Origin of the sequence: Blautia hominis (assembly GCA_002270465.1) — a bacterium.
In the GTDB taxonomy this organism is placed as follows: domain Bacteria; phylum Bacillota; class Clostridia; order Lachnospirales; family Lachnospiraceae; genus Blautia; species Blautia hominis.
In genome coordinates this window covers 50,198-70,363 of the sequence record NQOF01000011.1, presented here as the reverse complement: position 1 = coordinate 70,363, position 20,166 = coordinate 50,198, and the positions used below count along the sequence as shown (strand labels likewise).

Genomic DNA, 20,166 nt, shown 5'->3' with positions numbered 1-20,166 from the left:
TTCAGAGGAGGGTAAAATGTGAAGATGAAAAAGATAATAAAAAAAGGAAGTGCATTAGCTCTGGCTCTGGCATTGGTGCTTTCCGCAACGGTTTTGCCAAAGGTATATGCAGCCTTCGGCATAGATACAGAGAAAAGCTGTTCCCTGACATTTGAACTGGATGGACAGTATGAAGAGCTGGACAGTCTGGTGATCCCCATTGACCTGTACAAAGTAGCAGATGTGAAAGAGAACGGGGAATACACAGTTTTATCCGGATACGAAGATTTGGATCTGACCTCTATAAGCGACAAGACAACAGCAGAAGACTGGGAGAAGCTGGCAGGAAAAGCCACAGATCTGGTAAACAGCCTTGCGGCCCAGCCCACAGCAAATGTCCAGATGCAGCGTCAGGAAGGCCAGGATAAATCCAGAGGAAGTGCGGAGAACCTTGCAACAGGAATGTATCTGGTAGCGGCCAGGTCCGTGCAGTCAGATTACAATACCTATGACTTTACACCTTACCTGGTATCCCTTCCGAACAACTATTATCAGTCCACACAGGATGATACCTGGGTATATGATGTGACAACCGGTTTAAAACCTTCACAGACAAAACGCTATGGAGATTTGGAGATCAGTAAAACACTCACCTCCTACAACGAAACTTTAGGCGGAGCAGATTTTGTTTTTCAGGTAGAGGCAGAGAAGGACTATGAGGTAGTTTACAGCAATGTAGTTTCCATTTCCTTTAACGCTCCGGGAACAAAAAGTGTGAAGATTGAGCATATCCCAGCAGGTGCGAATGTCACAGTTACAGAGGTTTACAGCGGTGCAAGTTATGAACTCACAACTGAAGCCACACAGCACGCAGTCATAGCAGCAGATGATATTGCAAGAGTTTCTTTTGAAAATGAATACGACCACCGAAACAACGGCGGCAGCAGCGTAGTCAACCGTTTCACATACAATGAAGGTGACTGGGACTGGGAACAGCAGAAAGACAATACAGGTGAGCAGGAGTAAAGGAGGATGGAGAGATGAAGAAGAAATTCAGTAAAAAAAGCCTTTGTCTGGCTGCAGCAGCTCTCGCCCTCACTGCAGGTCTGTCAGTGAACAGCGCTATGGCATACTTTACCACCTATGCAACAGCAGCAGGCGGTGTGACCATCAGCCTTGGTTCAACAACAACTGTCCCGGAAGAGACGGTCAGCGACTGGACAAAGCACATTGTGATCAAGAATACAGGCGATTTTGAATGCTATGTCCGCGTAAAAGTATTTGCGGGAGATAAATATCAGGATGGACTGAAATATCAGGGCAGCGAGAAATGGTCTCCGGGAGAAGGGGATTACTATTATTACAGCGATGTAGTTCCGGCGGGGGGCGAGACAGAAGAACTTCAGGTTAAGATTGATTCCAAAGACAGCGAAGAAGAATTTAATGTTATCGTGGCCCAGGAGTGCACACCGGTTTTATATGATGACCAGGGCAATCCCTACGCAGACTGGAACGCGAAACAAGAGGAGGTTGGTGAATAATGAAAAAGAAGAAAAAATCCTTTTCTGTTAAACCAGTTATCCTTCTCACCGCATCCGCATTACTTTTGCTTGGAAGTACAGTGGGAAGTGCTCAGGCAGCTCTGACCTATTACAGTGAAAATTATGCAGTCCAGATGAGTACATCCAGCATAGGTGTAAGTTTGGTGGAAAACGGAAACATAGTCAGTAGCAGGGATTATGATAATGATACAGATGGGGAATGGAATGTGACAACAGGAAATCTTCTGGAAGATTTAAAAAAAGAAAAATTTATTCTTGGAAAGAGATATCATGAAGAACTTAGTGTCACTAACAGTGGTACCATTGATAGTTATGTTAGAGTAATTCTCACCAAAAGCTGGTTAAAAGGTGAAGGAGCGGAAGCTGTAAAGGATACTAAACTTTCACCGGAACTAATTGAAATTAATCTGACGGATGATGGATGGAAGGTGGATTCAGATGCATCTACCAAGGAGCGTACGGTTCTTTATTATACAAAAATTCTGCCAGCAGGAAAAACAACTACCAATTTTGCAGATTCTCTGAGAATCGACCCGGCTTTGGGTAAGAAGATTACAGAGCATGTGAATGTGGATGAAGAGACGGGTTACAAGACTATTACGACTGTCTATGACTATGATGGTTATAGTTTTCAGGTAGAGGCAGAGGTGGATGCGGTTCAGACGCATAATGCTCCTGATGCGATAAAGAGTGCTTGGGGCGTAGATGTAAGAGTTTTAGGCAATGGAGATATCAGCTTACGATAGGAGGTACAGAATATGAAAAAGAAAATTTTGTGCCTTGTCATGGCAGTAGTCATGACCGTAGGCACTGCACTAACTGTGCATGCAGAAGAATTTAAAAGCGATAAAAGTTGGCAGGTCAACTTTGACGGGGATGACGTAAATAGCAATTTTAGTTCCAGGGAGATGGCAGAGAAGATATATGGAATTCTTCCCGGTGATACTATAGAACTGCAGGTGGATATAAAGAATTCGGGTGAAGAGCAGACAGACTGGTATATGTCCAATGAAGTTTTAGAAAGTTTGGAGGAAGAAAGCAAAGCAGAAGGTGGAGCATATACCTATAAATTGACATATGTTACACCGTCTGGTGCGGAGGCAGTATTATATAACAATGAAACAGTAGGCGGTGAGGAACCATCTAATATTGGTGTCGGACTTGAGCAGGCTACTGACTCTCTTGATGATTTTTTATATTTGGATAGATTGAATGCGGGTAGCATTGGTTCTGTTCATTTAAAAGTTACTTTAGATGGTGAAACACAAGGAAATGGTTATCAGAATACACTGGCCCGTCTGCAGATGAATTTCGCAGTTGAAAAAGTTGCTCCGTCTATTGTCACAGTAAAAGGTGAGGACACTGTGATTAGAAAGACCGTCACGGGTACATCCAATACAGTGAGAGAGACCATAACCCGTCCAAAGACAGGTGATACAACGAATATCCTGCTTTATAGCGCAATAGCCATGATAAGTGGGGTCATACTGTTGATTTTCGGAATGCTTTCTATAAAAAAACACCATGAAAATGAGAAAGGGGATCTGAAGTCATGAAGAAGTTGAAAATGATTTTAATATCTTTACTGACTGTTGGTATGCTCCTTAGCTCAACGGTAGTTAATGTTACAGCAGCAGAACAAGAATACACCTATACAGTAACCCTTTACGCTGGAAAACAAGGTATATTTCTAAATGGTGAAGATAAAATTGTTAAAACTGGATTGAGAACAGGCGATATAGTAGAATTCGATATATCAAGCGGAGGATTAGAGCTTATAGATTCTGGTAAATATTATATAAAAGGTATCCGGCAAAGTGGACGTGATAATAATGACGCTGTTGAAAATCCAAGAATTAATGTAGACGGTGACAAAGATTTTGTAGTTGCTTATGGTATCAAAGGTGATATGGTTAGTTATACTGTTAATTACCGTGATGAGGAGGGTAATGAACTGCTACCGAGCAGTATTAACTATGGTAATGTGGGTGATAAACCAGTAGTGGCATATCAGTATATAGAAAATTACACACCTATGGTGAAAGCTTTTACAAAAACATTGCTATCTGACGAATCTAAGAATGTATTCAATTTTATTTATACACCGGTAACCACAGAAACTATACCTGTCCCCGGTGAGACCACAACAGTCACAACCGTAATACCGGGAACCACAACAACGGAGACCACCGTAATTGAAACACCCGCAGCTGGCACAACTGGTACTACAGGTACAGAGGGCGCAGGGACCCCCGGTGAGGCAGGAACCCCAGGTACAGAGGGGACTGCTGAGGGAACTGGCACTCCGGAAGCCGGAGCGGATCAGGGAACCCAGGTGATCGAGCCTGAGGAAGTTCCGGAAGGTAATCAGGATATTGTAGATTTAGACGAGGAGGAAACTCCCCTTGCTGACAACCCGGAGGAAACCAAAGAGAAAGTGAAAAAAGGTCTTCCGCTGGCAGCCGGTATTGCGATCGGAGTCGGAGCAGTTGCTGCGCTTTCAGCATTAGCTGTATTTCTGATCAGACGCCGCAGATAATATATATAAAAAATGCATAGGTAACAGAAAGGATATCCGATTTTGAGCAGAAAGAAGAAAAAGGATAAAAAAAGCCCAGTGTCTGCAGTTTGCAGTGCACTGGGCACTGTTTTATTGATAGGTCTGGTGCTTGTCTGTCTTCCCATAACAGCAACCAGGCTTTTTGGCTATGATGCCTATTCCGTGGTGAGCGGAAGTATGGAACCGGCAATCCCCACGGGAAGCCTGGTATATGTGCAGGAAGCAGCACCCGAGGATATGAAAGAGGATGATGTAATCGCTTTCTACGGAGCTAAGGATTCCAATGCCATAATCACCCATAGAGTTGTAGAGAATAAAGTGGTCATGGGTGAATTTGTCACCAAAGGTGACGCAAATAAGACGGAAGATATGAACACAGTTCCCTACAGCAATTTTATAGGAAAAGTAGTGTACACAATTCCCGTTCTGGGAAGAATTGCACAGGCCCTCACAAGTACGATCGGAAAGATCATTGCCGGCGGTGTGATCGCCGCAGCTTTGTTTCTGGAGGTTATAGCCTCAGTGATCCGCAGACGGGAATAGAGTAGGCGATAGAAAATGCAGCTATAGTCTTCAGGGCTTTTGGTGATTTTTTCTCGTTGGTCTTTTCACCATTACAGATTAGCATACAGGGAAAATAGGGTTACAGATAGGTAATGATGTAATGCTTTTTGTAATGCTGTCTGCAGTACAATATTATATATAATAACTGGATGATCCAACTTGATAAACACCTTCCGGAGGAGAAAAACATTGTGAAAAATAGAATGGCGAGAAATGCAGAGACCTTTGTGGTTAAAATTGCTGACAATAAAAGCGCTACATGGCAGGGCAGCGTCACCTGGATGGAAGAACAGAGCGAACAGGATTTCCGCAGTGCTATAGAGTTAATAAAGTTTATAGACAGAGCCTTAGAACAGTCGGAAGAGAACAAAAAGCAACAATAAGGCTTGGGAAGGAGTGCATTATGGGACATAAGAGATTACGGAAAAAAATCTTACCGCTCACATTATGCATTGCCATGATCCTGGGAAACATAACTATTGCCCAGGCGAAACAGAGCCTATCCGGCGAAAGCAGCCGCACGAGCCGGCAGGCAGAAGCTTCCCATACAGAGACGGACGAAAAACAGACACAGGAAAGTACAGGAAATATCCCTCAGGATGATAAAGATAAGCAGCAAAGTAATACCATGTCTGCAGATGATTCGGACACTGCAGAAGATACAGATAACAGGAAAACAGTTACGATCAACGGTGAGCAGGTACCCCTGGATGAAGGGGAAAACATAACAAAAAACGACTATACGGGTCTTCTGTGTGTAGGAGTTTTTGCAGGTGTTTTGCTTATAGCCGGAGCAAGGGAATTTGTAGTCAGAAAACGCTTAAAGTAAGCTTGATAAAAACCTCCTTATATATTTACAAAAGCCGCGGAACAAAGAGATTCGTCTTCGTTCCGCGGCTTTTGTACTTCATCGTTCTCTCAATTAACAGTAGTCAAATCCCCCAAAAAGTTGTAATATGAAATCATCAAATAATCTATAAAGAAGGGATACATAACACACTATGAACCACAAACAAAAAAGTGCTCCCCAGCGTCTTCTCTGGTCCCAGTTTGACGCCCTGCAGATGGGCTCAGGATGGGATGAGGAGGACATAAAAAAACCGCAGATCCTGCTGGAAGATGTCTTCGGAGACAGTCATCCCGGCAGCACCCACCTGTCCGGCCTCATGGAACAGGCAAAATACGGGGTATTTGAAAAAGGCGGCTATCCGGCTCAATATCACACTACAGATATCTGTGACGGATGTGCCCAGGGCCACGACGGCATGAATTACATTTTGGCTTCCCGTGAAGCCATCTGCGATATGATTGAGGTACACGGCTGCGTATATCCATGGGACGGTATGATCCTTTCCGCCTCCTGCGACAAGTCTATTCCTGCCCAGTTAAAAGCAGCGGCCCGTCTGGACATGCCTACAATCTTTATTCCGGGAGGCAGTATGCGCCCCGGCCCGGATATGACTACATCTTTGGTTGCCGGAGACATTTCTCTGCGGCAAAAGCGTGAAGGGGCTGTCACAGAGCAGGAGATCAGAGATTACAAACTTACAGGCTGCCCGTCCTGTGGGGCTTGTACCTTCCTGGGAACTGCCAGCACGATGCAGTGTATGGCGGAGGCTCTGGGTATGGCGCTTCCCGGAACTGCCGTTATGCCGGCTACTATGCGTGATATTTTCGCCTATTCCAGAAAGGCGGGACGAAAGATCATGGAGCTGGCAGAGCGTGATATTACGGCAGGAGCCATCATGACAAGAGAGGCATTTGAAAATGCCATCATCATTCACAGTGCCATCGGAGGCTCCACCAATGCCACGATCCACCTTCCTTCCATAGCAAGGGAATTGGGGATCACGCTGGAGCCGGAACTTTTCGATGACCTGAACCACAAAGTGCCCCATATTGGCAATATCAATCCAAGCGGTCAGCACCTGACGGAATCCTTCTGGTTTGCCGGAGGAATCCCCATGGTCCAGATTTACTTAAAGGACATGCTGCATCTTGATGTGATGACTGTCACAGGCAAAACGCTGGGTGAGAATCTGGAAGATTTGGAAAAAGACAATTTTTTTGCCCGTAACCTGGGTTATCTTCACAATTATAGTCTGGAACGTGACCAGGTCATTTTCCCTGTGGAGAAAGCGGAGGAAAAAGGCTCCATTGCCATCTTAAAGGGCAATCTGGCACCGGAAGGCGCAGTGATCAAGTATTCAGCCTGCATCGAAACTATGCGGGAGCACATTGGCCCGGCAAAGGTATACAACCGTGAGGAAGATGCCTACCAGGCAGTTGTGGACGGACAGGTGGACCCGGGAGACATTCTTGTTATCCGCTACGAAGGACCAAGAGGAAGCGGTATGCCGGAAATGCTGATGACAACAGAAGCCATTGTCTGCGATGAGCGTCTCAACGGCACAGTTGCCCTGGTAACAGACGGACGATTCTCGGGCGCCACAAGAGGTGCCGCCATCGGTCATGTTTCCCCCGAGGCAGCCGCAGGAGGCCCCCTGGCTTTTATAGAGACAGGAGATATACTGAAATATAGCGTACAGAACAGAAGCTTGGATGTTGTGGGCATACGGGGAAAAGAACTTCCCCGGGAAGAGATAGAAGCAGTCCTGAAAAAACGGTCAGAGTCCGGCATCCTTCCCCGTCCAAAAAGAAAAGGATTGTTTGGCCGCTATACAAGCCATGCCATTTCAGCCATGAAAGGCGCGGGATATGAGGAAGTATAAAATACCAAGAGATATAGAAATATGGTGAGATATAGAAATGCGTTGAGATATAGAAATGCGTTGAGATATAGAAATGCGTTGAGATATAGAAATGCGTTGAGATGTAGAAATGCGTTGAGATATAGAAATGCGTTGAGATATAGCAGTGCGTTGAAATATAGAAATGCGTTAAGATATAGAAATGCGGTGGGATATAGAAATGCGGTGAGATATAGAAATACGGTGAAAGATAGAAATACGGCGAAATATAGAAATACGACAGCGGCGGATATACTGACGCTGCCGCCGTATTTAAAAAACGGATGGAGACACTTCCACAAATTCGCCGTAATCCAGGGAGTATTCAAACAAATCTGCAAGGGGCCTGTCCTCATACAGACACAACAGGCTTCGTATCACCCCTATATGGGTTACAAAGAGAATCGTATCATCCGCCGCTGCATCCGCTGCAGCCTGGCGAACAACCACCGCCGCCCGCATCTGGACCTCCCGGAAGGATTCTCCGCCCGGCACACAATAATCTCCCATTGCACACCCCCGTCTGTGATACTCCTGCGGGTATCTGGCTTTTATCTCAGAAAAAAGCAGATTTTCCCATTCTCCCATATAAATCTCCGCCAGGCCTTGGGCAAAATAAATCCCACAATCAAAAAACGGCCTCAGTATACAGGAACTCTGTACACAGCGCAGCAGAGGGCTGCTGTAAATCACATGAGGAGTATTATTCTCTTTCAGCTCCAGAGCGCTTTTCTCTATCTTGCTGCATCCGGCTGCCGACAGGGGATAATTGGTCTGTCCCACACATTTTGCCTGTCCTGTACATTTTCCGTTCCCGTACATAAGATCGGGAATACCGTGCCGCATAAAAATAAGCCTCATCACTTCCCCCTTATCTTAATGCTCCTTTTTCCTGCATAAGCATCTAAAAATCTATCCACGCTGTAATAGGATACCAGTATCTTTTCAAAAACCACATTTAGTCCCTGTTCAAAGACTGCCCTTTTTACTTTCATTTCAATATTTGCCTGATCTCCACGGAATCCGTCTCCCATAAATTTCAGTTTCAGGGAAAGCATTTTTTCCATCGGTTCATATTCCGCTTCATAATCAACCAGAGTATCTATGGAGAACAAGGCCTCATCCAGTTTTACGGTCAGGCCGTTCTCACTGATCCTCCCTCCGCATTCCAGACGTTTTAATACACTTCCGCAGGCACAGGAACCGGGAAGGAACCTGGCAAGATCCCCGGTGCGGTATCGCAGAAGAGGCATACCCCTTCTGGTAAACGTAGTGACTGCAAGTTCACCCCACGAACCGTCTTTTAGGACCTCATGTGTGACCGGATGCAGGATCTCCGCATAAATATCGTTTTCCCGGATATGCATTCCCTTATGTACGCTGCACTCCAGGGCACCTCCAAGTCCTGTCTCTGTCATGCCGAAATGATCAAATACCTCACATCCAAGACCGGAGGATATTCTCTCCCGCACCGGAAGCGGCAGGTGATCGGTACTTAAAAGCACAGTTTTCAAAGGCAGCTTTATATGCTGCTGCCTGCAGTATTCCGCCAGTGCCAGAAATTGAACCGGAATTCCCACGGCACAGGAGACCTGCCTTTCAAGTAAGCGAGCCGCGCAGTCCTCCATGCTGCTTATGATTCCGAAGCCAATGGGATATGCGCCCAGCCGCCTAAGCCCCTGCATGAGTAAATCCCCCACGCTTCCTTTCTTTTTAAAGGGCAGGAATACCATCACAGTTTCCTCCGCTTTTGTCAGCCCAGCCATTCCGTGATGAAAAAAATCCACGGTCAGTTCCTGGTCAGAAGCCGTATAAAAAATACGTTTAGGCAGCCCCTCCGTACCTGAAGTATGCAAAGTAACTACCCGGCTGATCTCCCCCTGTGAAACACACAGCAGGGACAGTCCGGCGTCAGTTAAATCCGTTCCGTCCATTGTGGGAAAGGATGCGAACGCCTCCAGGGATCTTGGCAGAGGGAATCCGGTCAATTTTTTTCTGTACCAGGGGCTGTTCTCCCCCGCAAAGGAAAGCAGAGCACGTATTCTTTCCAGATGCCAGCTATTTAATTCCTTTCGGGAAGAAAGGGTGATATTTTCTTTTTTCGCTATCCAGTCATCTAACACACATGTTTTTATGGGCATTTTCAGTTTCCTTTCTCATGTCCCCTATGTTTGCAGGTCCCGTCCTGTGCAGTCAGATTATAGGCGCAAAATGGGATCAGACGAACCGGTTCTTCCCCTGTGACCACATGGATATAGCACTCCTTTAACCGATCCAGGTCCAGGGTCCAGGCATCCATAAAGCCCATGGCCGATACTGCCAGGGTATCATGTTCCAGGCGTTCCAGAAAATCATCAAGTGAACTGGTGTCACAACAGGTCGATCTACTGTGAAACGGTGAATCAGAACAGCAGCATGGTTCAGAGGGAGCTGCCCACTGCCTTGCTACAAATTCCCTGGCTTTCCGGGAAGCGTCCTTGGTGCCGCATCCACAGGTCTTTTCCTTACGCCACGGCTGCAGAGTTCCGTCTTTTCGGAGTATGAAATTTCCGCTGAAGGAGCAGTAAGGATTTTCCGCATTTCCCGGTGAAAAATGTTCTGCCTTCATCTTTCCCCCGGTCTGGGTCTCGATGGCCCGAAGCAGGTCAGGCAGGGTAAAATGCTTCTTGGAAAGCAGGGGGTCATATCTGCCGAACTGGCTGGCAGGCTGAAAGTGTACGCCTCTCACAGCCGGCATATGTTCCAGCGCGAAGTTAAGGATATCCCCCACCTCCCCGTCATTGATCCCCGGAACAATCACAGGTACCAGTACAACCCCCACACGGGCACGTTCACAGGCCGCAATGGCATCCATTTTTTCTTTCAGGAGTTCCCGGCCCCGAAGTGCCCTGTACGTCTCCTCCCTCAGTCCGTCAAACTGCAGAAACACACAGTCAAGTCCAGCATCTGCTAATTCCTTCAAATAAGCAAGATCTTTCCCGATCCGGATTCCGTTTGTATTGAGCTGGAAAAATGGAAATCCTGTCTCCTTACCCATACGGATAATATCTGCCAGGTCATTGCGCATAGTAGGTTCCCCGCCGGAAAGCTGGATATTAAAGGGTCCGCCCATGCTCATCATGGCCTCAAAACGATGCTGGATATTTTCCATGTCAGGTTCATTTTCGGACCCTGCCGTTTGCGCATCTGTTTCGGCCCGGGAGGAGGCAAAGCATACAGGACATTCCAGGTTACAGCGGTTCGTCACCTCCAGCAGCACACAGCAGGTACGCTGTCTGTGCTGGGCACAGAGCCCGCAGTCATCGGGACAGCCTTTGTCTGCTTTGACAGCAGGTGCCACAGGGGATACAAAACAGCGTTCTCTGTCAAAGGTCTCATAGGCAGGGGCACCATTCCAGATAAGCGCGCGGAAATCACCATGCTCCGGGCAGGATTTTTCCAAAAACACCTGATTCCCTGTCCGCACCTTCCGGGCTTCCAGCTTTTTAAGACAGACAGGGCAGACACTCTCTGTATATCCCAGAATGCCCTGTTTAGTCCCATCACAGCAATCCGCAGTCCCATCACAGCAATCCGCAGTCCCATCACAGCAATCCGCAGTCCCATCACAGCAATTCGCAGTCCCATCACAGTCTTCGACAGTCCCATTACAGCAATCCGCAGCACCGCCACAGCGATCCGCAGTCTCATCACAGTTTTCGGCAGTCCCATTACAGCAATCCGCAGCACCGCCACAGCGATCCGCAGTCCCATCACAGCCTTCTATAGTCCCATCACGGCAATCCGCAGCACCGCCATAGCATTCTCCTAAGCCTTCACAGCCTTCAGCAGAGTCCTCACAACCACACAGCCGTTTTTCAAACTCCATCTTCATTTCCTCCCAGTCATCCCCGGAAAATCCGGCCTTAATGATAGGTTCATTGAGAATCCCCTTCACCCGGATCCCTTGGTCTGTGTCCAGCGTGAAGAACGGCCTTCTGAAATCTTTGCGCACCTTCATCCTTCCCCAGCCGGACAGAAGCTTTAAGAGACGGTCATCCACAGGGGAAGAGAGTGTATAGGCGTAAGATTTGGCATCTGCAAAACAGTTATCTGCCCTTTGGCAGTCCAGTATTTTAATTCCCATTGAAAATCTCCTTTAACACCCCTATGACCTCCTGAACCTCCATCAGTGAAGTGAATCTGGACAGGCTGAACCGCACCGTCCCATCCCTTCCTGCTCCTATACAGGGGAAAATATGTGGGGCACAGTGAAGTCCGGTGCGGCAGATAATGTCAAAGCTGCCGCTTAACATATCCCCGATATCAGCAGGTGAATAGTCTGGCGAAGTAAAAGTTACCACAGGCGTGCGGTTTCCGGATACCGGAACTACAGAACATCCAAGCCCCTTCAGCGTGTCTTCCAGCATATAAGAATAGTCCAGTATCTGCCCCGGGTTGAAGGGATGTTCTTCTGCCCAGGCAAGCATTTCCCCCAGCACTTCCATGCCCTGTTCATTCTGGGTGCCTGCCTCCAGCCGAATGGGATATTCCTCCGGCATCTCGTCCAGATCCGAATGGATGCCGGTGCCTCCTGTATAAACAGGTTGAAGAGTTATATCACGGGAGACATACAGCGCTCCGGTACCCTGTGGTCCCAGAAGATATTTGTGCCCTGTGAGCGCAGCCATATCCACACCCCATAAGGCAGGCAGGACCGGTATCAGCCCGGCTGTCTGTGCAGCGTCCAAAAAGACCGCGGCCCCGGCTTTTTTGGCTTCCCCGGCAATAACGGGAATATCATTCACGGCTCCGGTCACATTGGAGGCATGGGTGATCACGACCATACGGGGATGAAGGGTTTTCAGGGCTTCACGGTAAACTGCCATGTCCAGCCGTCCGCTTCTGTCTGTATCCAGCTCATAATAACGGATAAGGCCCTTTTTCTGCAGAAAGTAAAGAGGACGCAGTACAGAGTTATGTTCAGCCCGGCTTGTCAGGACCACATCACCCGGCGCCCAGGGGAAGCCCAGCAGCCCCATATTCAGGGCGTGAGTGGCGTTCAGTGTGTATATGATTTGTCTGCTGTCATCAATACCCAGCATCTTTGCCAGACGCTGGCGGCATGATGTATTTTCTTTTCCCTCACGGTACGTGGAACGGACTCCGTGCCCCGGTATTTTTCCTGCGGTCTTGGCCCAGGCGTCCGCGTATGCAGGCGGTTTTGGAAATGAGGTTGCAGAGTTGTTCAGATAGATCATGGCTTTTCACCCCTTATCAATTCATACAGATGTTCCGCGGTTTTCCTGTCTCTTTCCAGACATTCCAGTGCCTCCGTATTTCCAGTAAATCCTGCCTTCTTCTGCAGGAAACGTTCCGTAAGACTTACACTTCTGTCCTCGATCACCAGCCGGTCAGCCAGATAGAGCAGGGTGGTTTCATTCACAGTGTCCCGAAAATGCGTGGGAAGCTGTTTGTGGTACCGCACACATCCGGCCACACCGCAGTATCCCATAAGTTCCAGCATGTCCGCAGCGGCTTTGGCATGGTGTGGCTGTGTTTTCAGCATATCATGCAGAAGTGCCGCCCTTGACAGCACCGTAATATCTATAAGGCTGCTGCTCCGGCTATCGTGTCGGGCTTCATATGCTTCTGCAAGTTTCAGTGCGGTTCTCTCCACCGCTCTGCAGTGCGCCCGGACCCGGGAGGGCGTCTTCACGTAATCCCATATATCCTCACACACCCGGACGCTGGGAACTGCCCTGTTCTTTGCGGCAGCCTTCAGGCGTTCATAGTCCTTGGGCAGGTCTGCATCCTCCAGGATCTCCGGATCAGGTACTTCAAGGATCTCTGTGTCATCCTGAAACATCTCCAGCACACCGCGCATCCCCTTGTCCCCCTTGTAGTGAGTCAGGGCCTCCATGACAGGCCTGGTAAAAAGGGGCGGGTGCCCGCATTCCCCGTGATAAGCAGGCAGCAGAACAGAAGACGGAAATGCCCTGTGATGTGCAATGAGTTCCTGTACGGTAAAAGGGGACACAAGGGCCACATCAGCAGGGCATAGAAATACGGCATCGGCCCAGGGCGGGACGGACTGCAGTCCGAGACGTATGGACTCCAGCATGTCTGTCTCATCATAGGCGTTATTTTCCACAATAAGGACACCGGCTTTTTTTAGAATGGGAATCATCTTTTGTTTCCGGTATCCCACAACAGTTATAATATTGTGCAGTCCCGCATCCTGAAAATTCTTCAGGGTGGACTCCAGAATACACATGTCATGCAGCGGCAGCAGCGGCTTAAACTGCTTCATGCGCCGGGAACAACCGGCAGCCGCGATCAGTACATAAATATTTTCGTATTTTTTTTCACTCAATCAATCACACCATTCTCGCTTAAAAGCGCTGTCAATTTTTCCTGGCACGCTTCCAGTATGGGAAGGCATACAGCAAAAGTTTTGGAGAAATCTTCTCCCAGTATGGAGCGGCAGTCTGTATTTCCCTCCAAAGTGCCGTACTGCTCCTGAAACCAGTTTACATAATCCTTTACAATCTGTGTAAACCGATTATGTTCCATCTCCTCCGTGCTTCCTCTTCCGGCGAAATATCCCAGTACGCAGCAGCCTCCGGTCAGTGCGCCGCATTCCTTCCGGCAGTGCCCCATTCCTCCGGTAAGTCCGCTCATTGCCCGTACCAGGTCAGGGTTTTCACAGCCGTCCGTTTCCAGGGCCAGCAGCATGAGGATCTGGCTGCACTCAAAGCCCTGCATTCCTAACTCCATCAGATATTCTCTGAGTTCCATTAAAGTATCCTGCCCCCTTTCTCTTTCGCAGTATTGCATAGTAGTAAGTCAGATCATCGGGAGAGATCCGCCGGCCCCCAAGACAGAGGGGCGGACAGGCTCGTTCCTGTTTCCAGATCCACTCACTGATGTAATTTCTCAGACAAGGTGTTGCATTCTCCAGATACAAAAGCTCAAGATCATACTTCTCAGGCCAGGAAGGCCGGCACCCGAGTTCAAAGAGATCGGATACCAGAAAGATGCCTCCCGGCTCCAGGATCCGCAGGACCTCAGGCAGTACCTGTTCGGTTCCGGTTACGGATAAAGTGCATTCCGCCAGGACCCCCTGAAAACTTTCTGCCTCCCATGGGAGCAGGGACGCGTCCCCTCTTACCAGATGGGCTTGGTTTAGATCAGCTCTAAGATCAATGCCCTCAGCGTTAAAGTCCATGCCGCGGAGCAGTCTTACTGTCTCCCCGCTGCCGCAACCCAGATCCAGAAGCCGGCAGTGGTTTGCCAGCCACCCTCCCTGGAGCGCCTTTTGTATCATTCTTTTGGTCAGCATCTTACCTCCCGGATGGGAGGCCGCCTGGTCTGCCCAGATGTCATTTTCCTTTAATTCTGTCATTTAGTCATTTATCCTCCAATGCCTGTTCTACCTGCAGGATTTTCCCGGTTGCCAGTTCCTCCGGAATGAAGACCTGTCCGCAGACAGGACATTTCGGCATTTCAATAGGGAAATCGTTTCCCATATAGTGCAGCACCACCTCACCCGGTTCAAGTGCCGTGCCGCATTTGTCGCAGACAAGGCTGCCGGGTTCAAACGCATAAGTTTCATAGTATTTTTCTGACATTATATATCCCCTTTGATTTCCATACGATGTGCATATACCCTGCGGATTTCATATCCGTCCTCCCTGGGCAGGTACCATACCCAGAACGTGACATTCCCCACCTTCTTATGTGCAATGCACAGGCCGCTCCTGGTATCACGTATCCGTTCCCGGTCCTTTTCAGCCGCTTCGATGACAGAGCAGATATCCCGCTCTAAGATCATGCGTTTTTCCAGCAGGTCCGCGGTCTCACTGTCATAAAATAATTTCAAGGGCATCTCTCCTTTAGTTAGTTCCCCCCACAGCTCTTTTGACAGCCTGCGTTTTAAGTACATACGGTTCTGCTGTCTTACAGAGTAGGAAGGCCATCTGTGTTCTTCATGGGAAGAAGGGTAAATGAGTTCCAGTATATGGTAAGCCTCCGCTCCCTGTCTGAGGAAGCGGTCCCGGCAGTTAATGCAGTATGTAAGAAAGGCAGTATCGGAATCCGAGACGCACTGCCCCGCCATCTCATCTGCCAGTGTGGGATTGGAGAACTGTGTCAGTCCGCCGTAACCGCAGCAGCTGGAGGACGCCCCTGTATAGGGGCCTTCTGATATGCTGCATCCCATGGAACGGGCCAGATGCCTGACCTGCTCTCTGATCCGGGGAGAATTTCTTGCCTGGCAGGCATCATGGATCCTCAGGGATATATCCCCGGTATGCGCTGTCACCGGCAGGCCCATCGTATGCAGGATTTCCCAGATACCTGTACAGTGCATCTGCGGAACCGCCTCCGAAAGAGAGGTAAGGCAGGCAGGACATGCGGTGATCACTTCAGGGCATCCCAGGCTTTCCCAGGCAGTTTTAAGCTGCAGGACTGTCTTTTCATAGATATCCCCGCGTCCGGCCCATTTTGCCATAATGCCGCAGCAGCCCAGTATTATGCCGGTCCCCCCGGAAAGGCGGGCGCGGAGGTCATTGTAAGACTGCCATACAGTCTCCGGGGTGGAAGCCCCAAGCTGGCAGCCCGGAAAATACACATAGGCGGGTTTGACATTCTCAGGGTCAGGCTTCACAAGAAAGCAGTGCTCTGAGTTTGAAAAGGTCAGGTCGTTCAAGGCGAATTCAAAGGCTGAGGAAGGCATTTTATTCTGGGATACCATGATATTCCTGGCCTCCTGTATCACCTCGCCCAGGTCTAAACCATGGGGGCAAACAGAGGCACACTGCCCGCAGAGGCTGCAGGAATTTATCATTTTGTTGGCGTGCCTGGTACCCATGGCGATAGCCAGGTTGTTGTATACTTCCCTCAGATATTTCTTTGGCCAGGCTTTGTAGCGGCGCATAAAGGCGCAGGCGTCAATGCAGTCCGTACAGGTACATTCCAGACAGCGGGAGGCCTCCTGTACGGCCTCCTCTTTTGAGGGGAGCCGGGATGATAGGCGGGAGTTTAAAGACTCCACATCTTTTCCCGTGACTTGGAGTGTAGTGCGAAATGCCCCTTCCCCCTCCCGGCCTGCGGTGAGCGATACTTTTTTGAGATAACGGTCCATGGAGATGGCCGCGCGTCTGCCTTCAGAGATGGCATCCGGTATAGTTCCGCTGCTGCTTTTTACGGCATCTCCCGCTGCAAACAGCTTGTCCTCATCGGCAGCAAAGGTTACGGCATCCGCATGTACAGCCGGTGTATGAAGCCCCCAGGCCAGTAAAACAGCATCGTACTGCGCCGTGAGAGTCTCTATATGATCAACCCTATTAAGGGTGTGGATTTCAATTTTATACTCATTCAGCCGCTCCAGGTCCTTTTCCAGGATCTCCCGGGGCAGGCGTCTTTCTGTCAGCAGAAAACCGCCGGGTTTCGGGGCCTGTTCCAACACGGTGACAGAATAGCCCTTTTTCCCTAATTCAAGCGCGGCAGCCAGCCCGGTCAGGCCCGCTCCTACGATTGCGGCTTTCTCAGCTCTTTTAGAGAGGAACGTTCTTTTTTTCTTCAGGGAACCATAGGCCTGCGCGGCACATTCCAGCAGGCGTAAGCTTACGGGATCACCGTGTTCTTTTCTGATACAGGCATTTTGGCATGGTTCCTCGCACAAATAACTCAAAATACCGGGAAAGACCGCATTTTTTTCGTACAGTTCTCTGGCTCTGGAAAAATCGGAGACAGCGATGGCCCGGCATATTTCCCGGCAGTCCACATGAAGGGGACAGGCGGCCATGGCAGCAGGCGGCTGTTCTTTCGTGCATTTCGCTTCCAGTTCATGTAATTTTTGCTGGTTCAGTTCAAGCATGGGATCCCTCCTGCCTTTTATGTAAGGAAGGCGCCGAAGCGCCCTCCTATGGGTGTTTTTAAACTACTGTTTCAAAGCTTTGATGGCTTCTTTTACCTTTTCAGGCCGTGCGGGGATTTCCAGTACCCTTGCGCCGGTGGCGTTATAGATGGCACTTAATATAGCCGGATGGCCGGCAGTGAGCGGGCCTTCTCCGCAGCCGGATGCCCCGAACGGGCCTAAAGGCCTGGAGGTTTCCGTATATATGATATTGAAGTCATCAGGTACATCCTCAGGATAAGGGATACCGCATCCTTTTAAGGTGGTATGTTTGCTGTAATCCTCAAAGTCCTCAGTGAGCGCAAGTCCGATACCCTGTGTACAGCCGCCGTAGACCTGGCCGTCCACCACGATCTTGTTGATAATGGTTCCAAAGTCGCATACCGTGGTCAGGCGGATGACACGCACTTTTCCGGTTTCCATGTTGACTTCCACTTCAGGGATAAACAGTTCGTACATGTAATTGCTGAACGGTGCACCCTGGGCTGTCTCCAGGTCGCAGTCCGTGCAGGCTGCGGCAGCCCATGTGCCTTCATAGTAAGTGGGGATGTTTTCCGCTGTCATCTCCTCATAGGTGCGGAAGGTTCCGTCGTCCTTTCTCATGGCATTTAAAAGCATTTCCGCTGCCACACGTGTGGCATTACCCGTAACCACATTGGAACGGCTTCCCCCCGCAGGTCCGGATGCGGGTGTGAGGGCTGTATCGTTCTGCACCAGCTTGATCATTTCCGGTGTGAATCCGGCTTCCCTGAGAACTTCATGGGCCATGGTCAGCGCACCGATATCAGCGCCCTGTCCGTGGTCTTCCCAGGAGTTGTAGACCGTACAGGTTCCGTCAGGATTCAGGCGGATATTGGCAAAGGAACTGTCCTTGCCGTCCAGGCCGCAGCCGTAGATGCCGCTGGCAAAGCCTACGCCGTACCGGAACTTGTCAGTGTTCATTTTTGCAAGCCTTTCCTTTGCTTCATAGTAGACAGGCCGCGCTTTCTCATACATTTCCTCCAGACAGTACACTTCAGGTTCCTGTCCTGTAGGTGTGGTGCATCCGCTTCCTTTCCGGTAAATGTTGCGGTACCGCAGCTCAAAGGGGTCAATGCCCATCTTTTCTGCCAGAACATCGATGCAGACCTCAGAGCCCATATAGGACTGGGGAGAACCGTAACCGCGGAAGGCGGAGCCCCAGGCATGGTTGGTACATACGGTCTGGCTTTTGTTGCGGATATTACGGATGTCATATCCTGCACCTGTAAACTGTGACAGACGCATGGTCAGCAGGTCACCGAACTCGGAGTACGGGCCGTGGTCAATATAATTGTCACCTTCCAGTGCCAGGAATCTGCCGTTTTCATCTGCCGCCATACGGATGTTCATAAAGGCCGGGCTGCGTTTTCCGGTATAGGTGATATTCTGGTACATATCGTAAACCAGGGAACAGGGACGTCCGTCCAGCGCCAGACAGGCAACGCCCAGAAGGGCTTCCATGGTGGGGCTGAACTTATATCCGAAGGTTCCGCCTGAGGGGTTCTGCACAAGCCGGAATTTGTCCGGTTCAATACCGATGCCGGCAGTGATCATGGCAGAGTGCAGGTGGATACCAATGCTCTTGGAGTGTACGGTAAGCCTGCCCTCCTCATCTATATAAGCAAAACCGCAGTCCGGTTCCAGATGAAGGTGAGGCTGGCGGCTGCTGTAGGTCTCCACTTCAGCCACGTAGGGCGCAGACTCCATGATCGGGCCTGTTTCCTCCCCTTTGATACAGTTGGTCTCATAGTAAATATTCGGTGTTCCTGGATGGATCTCAATGGCATCCTCAGCCATTGCTTCCGGTGCGCTCATATAGGCGGGAAGAGGTTCCAGGTCCAGTTTGACTTTCTTTGCCGCTTCCTTTGCGTGTTCCTCCGTGTCGGCAGCTACCATGGCCACCGCATCCCCTATCTGGAAAATCTTCTCATCACAGAGGATCGGGCGGTCCCAGCCGTCCCCTTTGTTGTTGGCAAATGTGATAAGGCCGCTGATGCGGTTCTTTCCCTTTACATCCTTTGCGGTGATGACTTTGATTACGCCGGGCATCTTTTCTGCTTCGGAATGATCAACACCCTTTAAGACTGCATGGGGGATCTCTGATTGTACAAGCGCCAGCCGTGCCGTGTTCGGGGGCATCTGCAGCGCCATGTCAGCGCCGTAATCCCAGGTTCCGGTTACTTTCTTCAGGGCTGACGGACGGATATAGCTGGTTCCCAGTATCTTGTTGCCCACCGGCTTGAAGATCAGGTCTTCTTTTTTCATTTCGCCTCTCAGGACTTTAGCCGCGTCCATAACGGCATCCACCAGAGGTTTATATCCGGTACAGCGGCACAGATTCCTGTGTACCTGGAACCAGTGGCGCACTTCCTCACGGGTGGGGGAAGGATTTTCTTCCAGAAGAACTTTGGCGGACATGATAAATCCGGGTGAACAGAACCCGCACTGGGCACATCCGTGTCCCATCCAGGCCACCTGAAGGGGATGGAGATTGTCGATGGTGCCGATACCCTCAATGGTTTCAATTTCCGAGTCATCTTCCAGCCTGCCCATCTTCATGATACAGGAGCGGACTGCCTTACCGTTTACGATGACAGTACAGGTACCGCACTGGCCCTGACCGCAGCCTACTTTACATCCCGTCAGCATCATCTGCTCACGGAGGACCTTGGCAAGGGAATCTTCCTCATTTACAATTAAAGTGCGGGGCAGACCGTTGATTTTCAATACTTTTTTGATCATATGGATACCTCCTTTGGCTGTTATCAGTTCCTTCAGGCTGTTCTGGTAGCAGGGGGGTATTATGTCTCGTAAGTAGCAGTGTATCAC

19 protein-coding genes are annotated in these 20,166 nt (G+C 49.5%); 9 read left to right on the top strand and 10 right to left on the bottom strand.

The genetic code is table 11. From position 1 onward, the window contains the following. Positions 1 to 24: 24 nt before the first annotated feature. From CI595_RS24485 to ilvD, 9 genes are all read left to right on the top strand, one after another. A complete protein-coding gene (locus tag CI595_RS24485) occupies positions 25 to 1,005 on the top strand; it encodes a DUF5979 domain-containing protein (protein WP_243135249.1) in 981 nt (326 codons plus the stop codon). Between the two features lie 14 nt (positions 1,006 to 1,019). Continuing rightward, positions 1,020 to 1,520 (top strand): hypothetical protein, encoded by a 501-nt coding sequence (locus CI595_RS24480; RefSeq protein WP_095176219.1) that lies wholly within the window; start codon positions 1,020 to 1,022, stop codon positions 1,518 to 1,520. Then, positions 1,520 to 2,287 carry a hypothetical protein gene (locus CI595_RS24475; RefSeq protein ID WP_095176218.1) on the top strand — a complete coding sequence of 256 codons (768 nt, stop codon included), beginning with the start codon at positions 1,520 to 1,522 and terminating at the stop codon, positions 2,285 to 2,287. Before CI595_RS24480 ends, CI595_RS24475 begins: the two co-directional genes overlap by 1 nt. Positions 2,288 to 2,299: 12 nt before the next feature. Next, a complete protein-coding gene (locus CI595_RS24470; protein ID WP_095176217.1) occupies positions 2,300 to 3,097 on the top strand; it encodes a sortase B protein-sorting domain-containing protein in 798 nt (265 codons plus the stop codon). Continuing rightward, the gene (locus tag CI595_RS24465; RefSeq protein ID WP_095176216.1) at positions 3,094 to 4,080 is read left to right on the top strand and encodes a MucBP domain-containing protein; all 987 of its coding nucleotides are present in this window, start codon (positions 3,094 to 3,096) and stop codon (positions 4,078 to 4,080) included. The genes CI595_RS24470 and CI595_RS24465 overlap by 4 nt, the downstream gene beginning before the upstream one ends. 42 nt (positions 4,081 to 4,122) lie before the next feature. Next, positions 4,123 to 4,644: a signal peptidase I gene (locus tag CI595_RS24460; protein ID WP_095176215.1), complete on the top strand. Its 522-nt coding sequence runs from the start codon at positions 4,123 to 4,125 to the stop codon at positions 4,642 to 4,644. 212 nt (positions 4,645 to 4,856) lie between these two features. Next, positions 4,857 to 5,048 (top strand): hypothetical protein, encoded by a 192-nt coding sequence (locus CI595_RS24455; RefSeq protein WP_243135247.1) that lies wholly within the window; start codon positions 4,857 to 4,859, stop codon positions 5,046 to 5,048. 20 nt (positions 5,049 to 5,068) lie between these two features. Continuing rightward, positions 5,069 to 5,494 (top strand): hypothetical protein, encoded by a 426-nt coding sequence (locus CI595_RS24450; RefSeq protein ID WP_095176214.1) that lies wholly within the window; start codon positions 5,069 to 5,071, stop codon positions 5,492 to 5,494. Positions 5,495 to 5,666: 172 nt separating this feature from the next. Next, positions 5,667 to 7,397, top strand: coding sequence for a dihydroxy-acid dehydratase (ilvD, locus tag CI595_RS24445; RefSeq protein WP_095176213.1), 1,731 nt, complete (start codon positions 5,667 to 5,669; stop codon positions 7,395 to 7,397). 291 nt (positions 7,398 to 7,688) lie between these two features. Here ilvD and CI595_RS24440 read toward each other — a convergent pair whose 3' ends face one another. The 10 genes from CI595_RS24440 to CI595_RS24395 all read right to left on the bottom strand — a co-directional run bounded on the left by CI595_RS24440 (position 7,689) and on the right by CI595_RS24395 (position 20,079). Next, a complete protein-coding gene (locus CI595_RS24440; protein WP_095176212.1) occupies positions 7,689 to 8,276 on the bottom strand; it encodes a histidine phosphatase family protein in 588 nt (195 codons plus the stop codon). Further along, entirely contained in the window at positions 8,276 to 9,556 is a 1,281-nt protein-coding gene (locus tag CI595_RS24435; protein WP_095176211.1) for a DVU_1553 family AMP-dependent CoA ligase, read from the bottom strand. The genes CI595_RS24440 and CI595_RS24435 overlap by 1 nt, the downstream gene beginning before the upstream one ends. Positions 9,557 to 9,558: 2 nt before the next feature. After that, complete coding sequence (gene trsS / locus CI595_RS24430) at positions 9,559 to 11,541, bottom strand: radical SAM (seleno)protein TrsS (RefSeq protein ID WP_243135246.1); 1,983 nt, start codon at positions 11,539 to 11,541, stop codon at positions 9,559 to 9,561. Then, positions 11,531 to 12,655 (bottom strand): aminotransferase class V-fold PLP-dependent enzyme, encoded by a 1,125-nt coding sequence (locus CI595_RS24425; protein WP_095176210.1) that lies wholly within the window; start codon positions 12,653 to 12,655, stop codon positions 11,531 to 11,533. The genes trsS and CI595_RS24425 overlap by 11 nt, the downstream gene beginning before the upstream one ends. Further along, on the bottom strand, positions 12,652 to 13,770 hold the full coding sequence (locus CI595_RS24420) for a DVU_1551 family NTP transferase (RefSeq protein WP_095176209.1): 1,119 nt from the start codon (positions 13,768 to 13,770) through the stop codon (positions 12,652 to 12,654). The genes CI595_RS24425 and CI595_RS24420 overlap by 4 nt, the downstream gene beginning before the upstream one ends. After that, a complete protein-coding gene (locus CI595_RS24415) occupies positions 13,767 to 14,195 on the bottom strand; it encodes a DVU_1555 family C-GCAxxG-C-C protein (RefSeq protein WP_095176208.1) in 429 nt (142 codons plus the stop codon). The genes CI595_RS24420 and CI595_RS24415 overlap by 4 nt, the downstream gene beginning before the upstream one ends. Then, a complete protein-coding gene (locus tag CI595_RS24410; protein WP_095176207.1) occupies positions 14,149 to 14,802 on the bottom strand; it encodes a class I SAM-dependent methyltransferase in 654 nt (217 codons plus the stop codon). Before CI595_RS24410 ends, CI595_RS24415 begins: the two co-directional genes overlap by 47 nt. 4 nt (positions 14,803 to 14,806) lie before the next feature. Continuing rightward, positions 14,807 to 15,028, bottom strand: coding sequence for a DVU_1557 family redox protein (locus tag CI595_RS24405; protein WP_095176206.1), 222 nt, complete (start codon positions 15,026 to 15,028; stop codon positions 14,807 to 14,809). Continuing rightward, positions 15,028 to 17,277 (bottom strand): pyridine nucleotide-disulfide oxidoreductase/dicluster-binding protein, encoded by a 2,250-nt coding sequence (locus CI595_RS24400; protein ID WP_095176205.1) that lies wholly within the window; start codon positions 17,275 to 17,277, stop codon positions 15,028 to 15,030. The genes CI595_RS24405 and CI595_RS24400 overlap by 1 nt, the downstream gene beginning before the upstream one ends. Positions 17,278 to 17,340: 63 nt before the next feature. Continuing rightward, complete coding sequence (locus CI595_RS24395) at positions 17,341 to 20,079, bottom strand: molybdopterin-dependent aldehyde oxidoreductase (protein ID WP_095176204.1); 2,739 nt, start codon at positions 20,077 to 20,079, stop codon at positions 17,341 to 17,343. Positions 20,080 to 20,166 lie beyond the last annotated feature (87 nt).

Excerpts from the sequence above, each read along its gene's own strand:
- CI595_RS24425 (WP_095176210.1), bottom strand. The coding sequence starts at position 12,655 with ATGATCTATCTGAACAACTCTGCAACCTCATTTCCAAAACCGCCTGCA.
- CI595_RS24465 (WP_095176216.1), top strand. The coding sequence starts at position 3,094 with ATGAAGAAGTTGAAAATGATTTTAATATCTTTACTGACTGTTGGTATG.
- CI595_RS24475 (WP_095176218.1), top strand. The coding sequence starts at position 1,520 with ATGAAAAAGAAGAAAAAATCCTTTTCTGTTAAACCAGTTATCCTTCTC.
- trsS (WP_243135246.1), bottom strand. The coding sequence starts at position 11,541 with ATGGGAATTAAAATACTGGACTGCCAAAGGGCAGATAACTGTTTTGCA.
- CI595_RS24415 (WP_095176208.1), bottom strand. The coding sequence starts at position 14,195 with ATGGAACTCAGAGAATATCTGATGGAGTTAGGAATGCAGGGCTTTGAG.
- CI595_RS24435 (WP_095176211.1), bottom strand. The coding sequence starts at position 9,556 with ATGCCCATAAAAACATGTGTGTTAGATGACTGGATAGCGAAAAAAGAA.
- CI595_RS24470 (WP_095176217.1), top strand. The coding sequence starts at position 2,300 with ATGAAAAAGAAAATTTTGTGCCTTGTCATGGCAGTAGTCATGACCGTA.
- CI595_RS24410 (WP_095176207.1), bottom strand. The coding sequence starts at position 14,802 with ATGACAGAATTAAAGGAAAATGACATCTGGGCAGACCAGGCGGCCTCC.
- CI595_RS24450 (WP_095176214.1), top strand. The coding sequence starts at position 5,069 with ATGGGACATAAGAGATTACGGAAAAAAATCTTACCGCTCACATTATGC.
- ilvD (WP_095176213.1), top strand. The coding sequence starts at position 5,667 with ATGAACCACAAACAAAAAAGTGCTCCCCAGCGTCTTCTCTGGTCCCAG.
- CI595_RS24405 (WP_095176206.1), bottom strand. The coding sequence starts at position 15,028 with ATGTCAGAAAAATACTATGAAACTTATGCGTTTGAACCCGGCAGCCTT.
- CI595_RS24480 (WP_095176219.1), top strand. The coding sequence starts at position 1,020 with ATGAAGAAGAAATTCAGTAAAAAAAGCCTTTGTCTGGCTGCAGCAGCT.
- CI595_RS24395 (WP_095176204.1), bottom strand. The coding sequence starts at position 20,079 with ATGATCAAAAAAGTATTGAAAATCAACGGTCTGCCCCGCACTTTAATT.
- CI595_RS24400 (WP_095176205.1), bottom strand. The coding sequence starts at position 17,277 with ATGCTTGAACTGAACCAGCAAAAATTACATGAACTGGAAGCGAAATGC.
- CI595_RS24440 (WP_095176212.1), bottom strand. The coding sequence starts at position 8,276 with ATGAGGCTTATTTTTATGCGGCACGGTATTCCCGATCTTATGTACGGG.
- CI595_RS24485 (WP_243135249.1), top strand. The coding sequence starts at position 25 with ATGAAAAAGATAATAAAAAAAGGAAGTGCATTAGCTCTGGCTCTGGCA.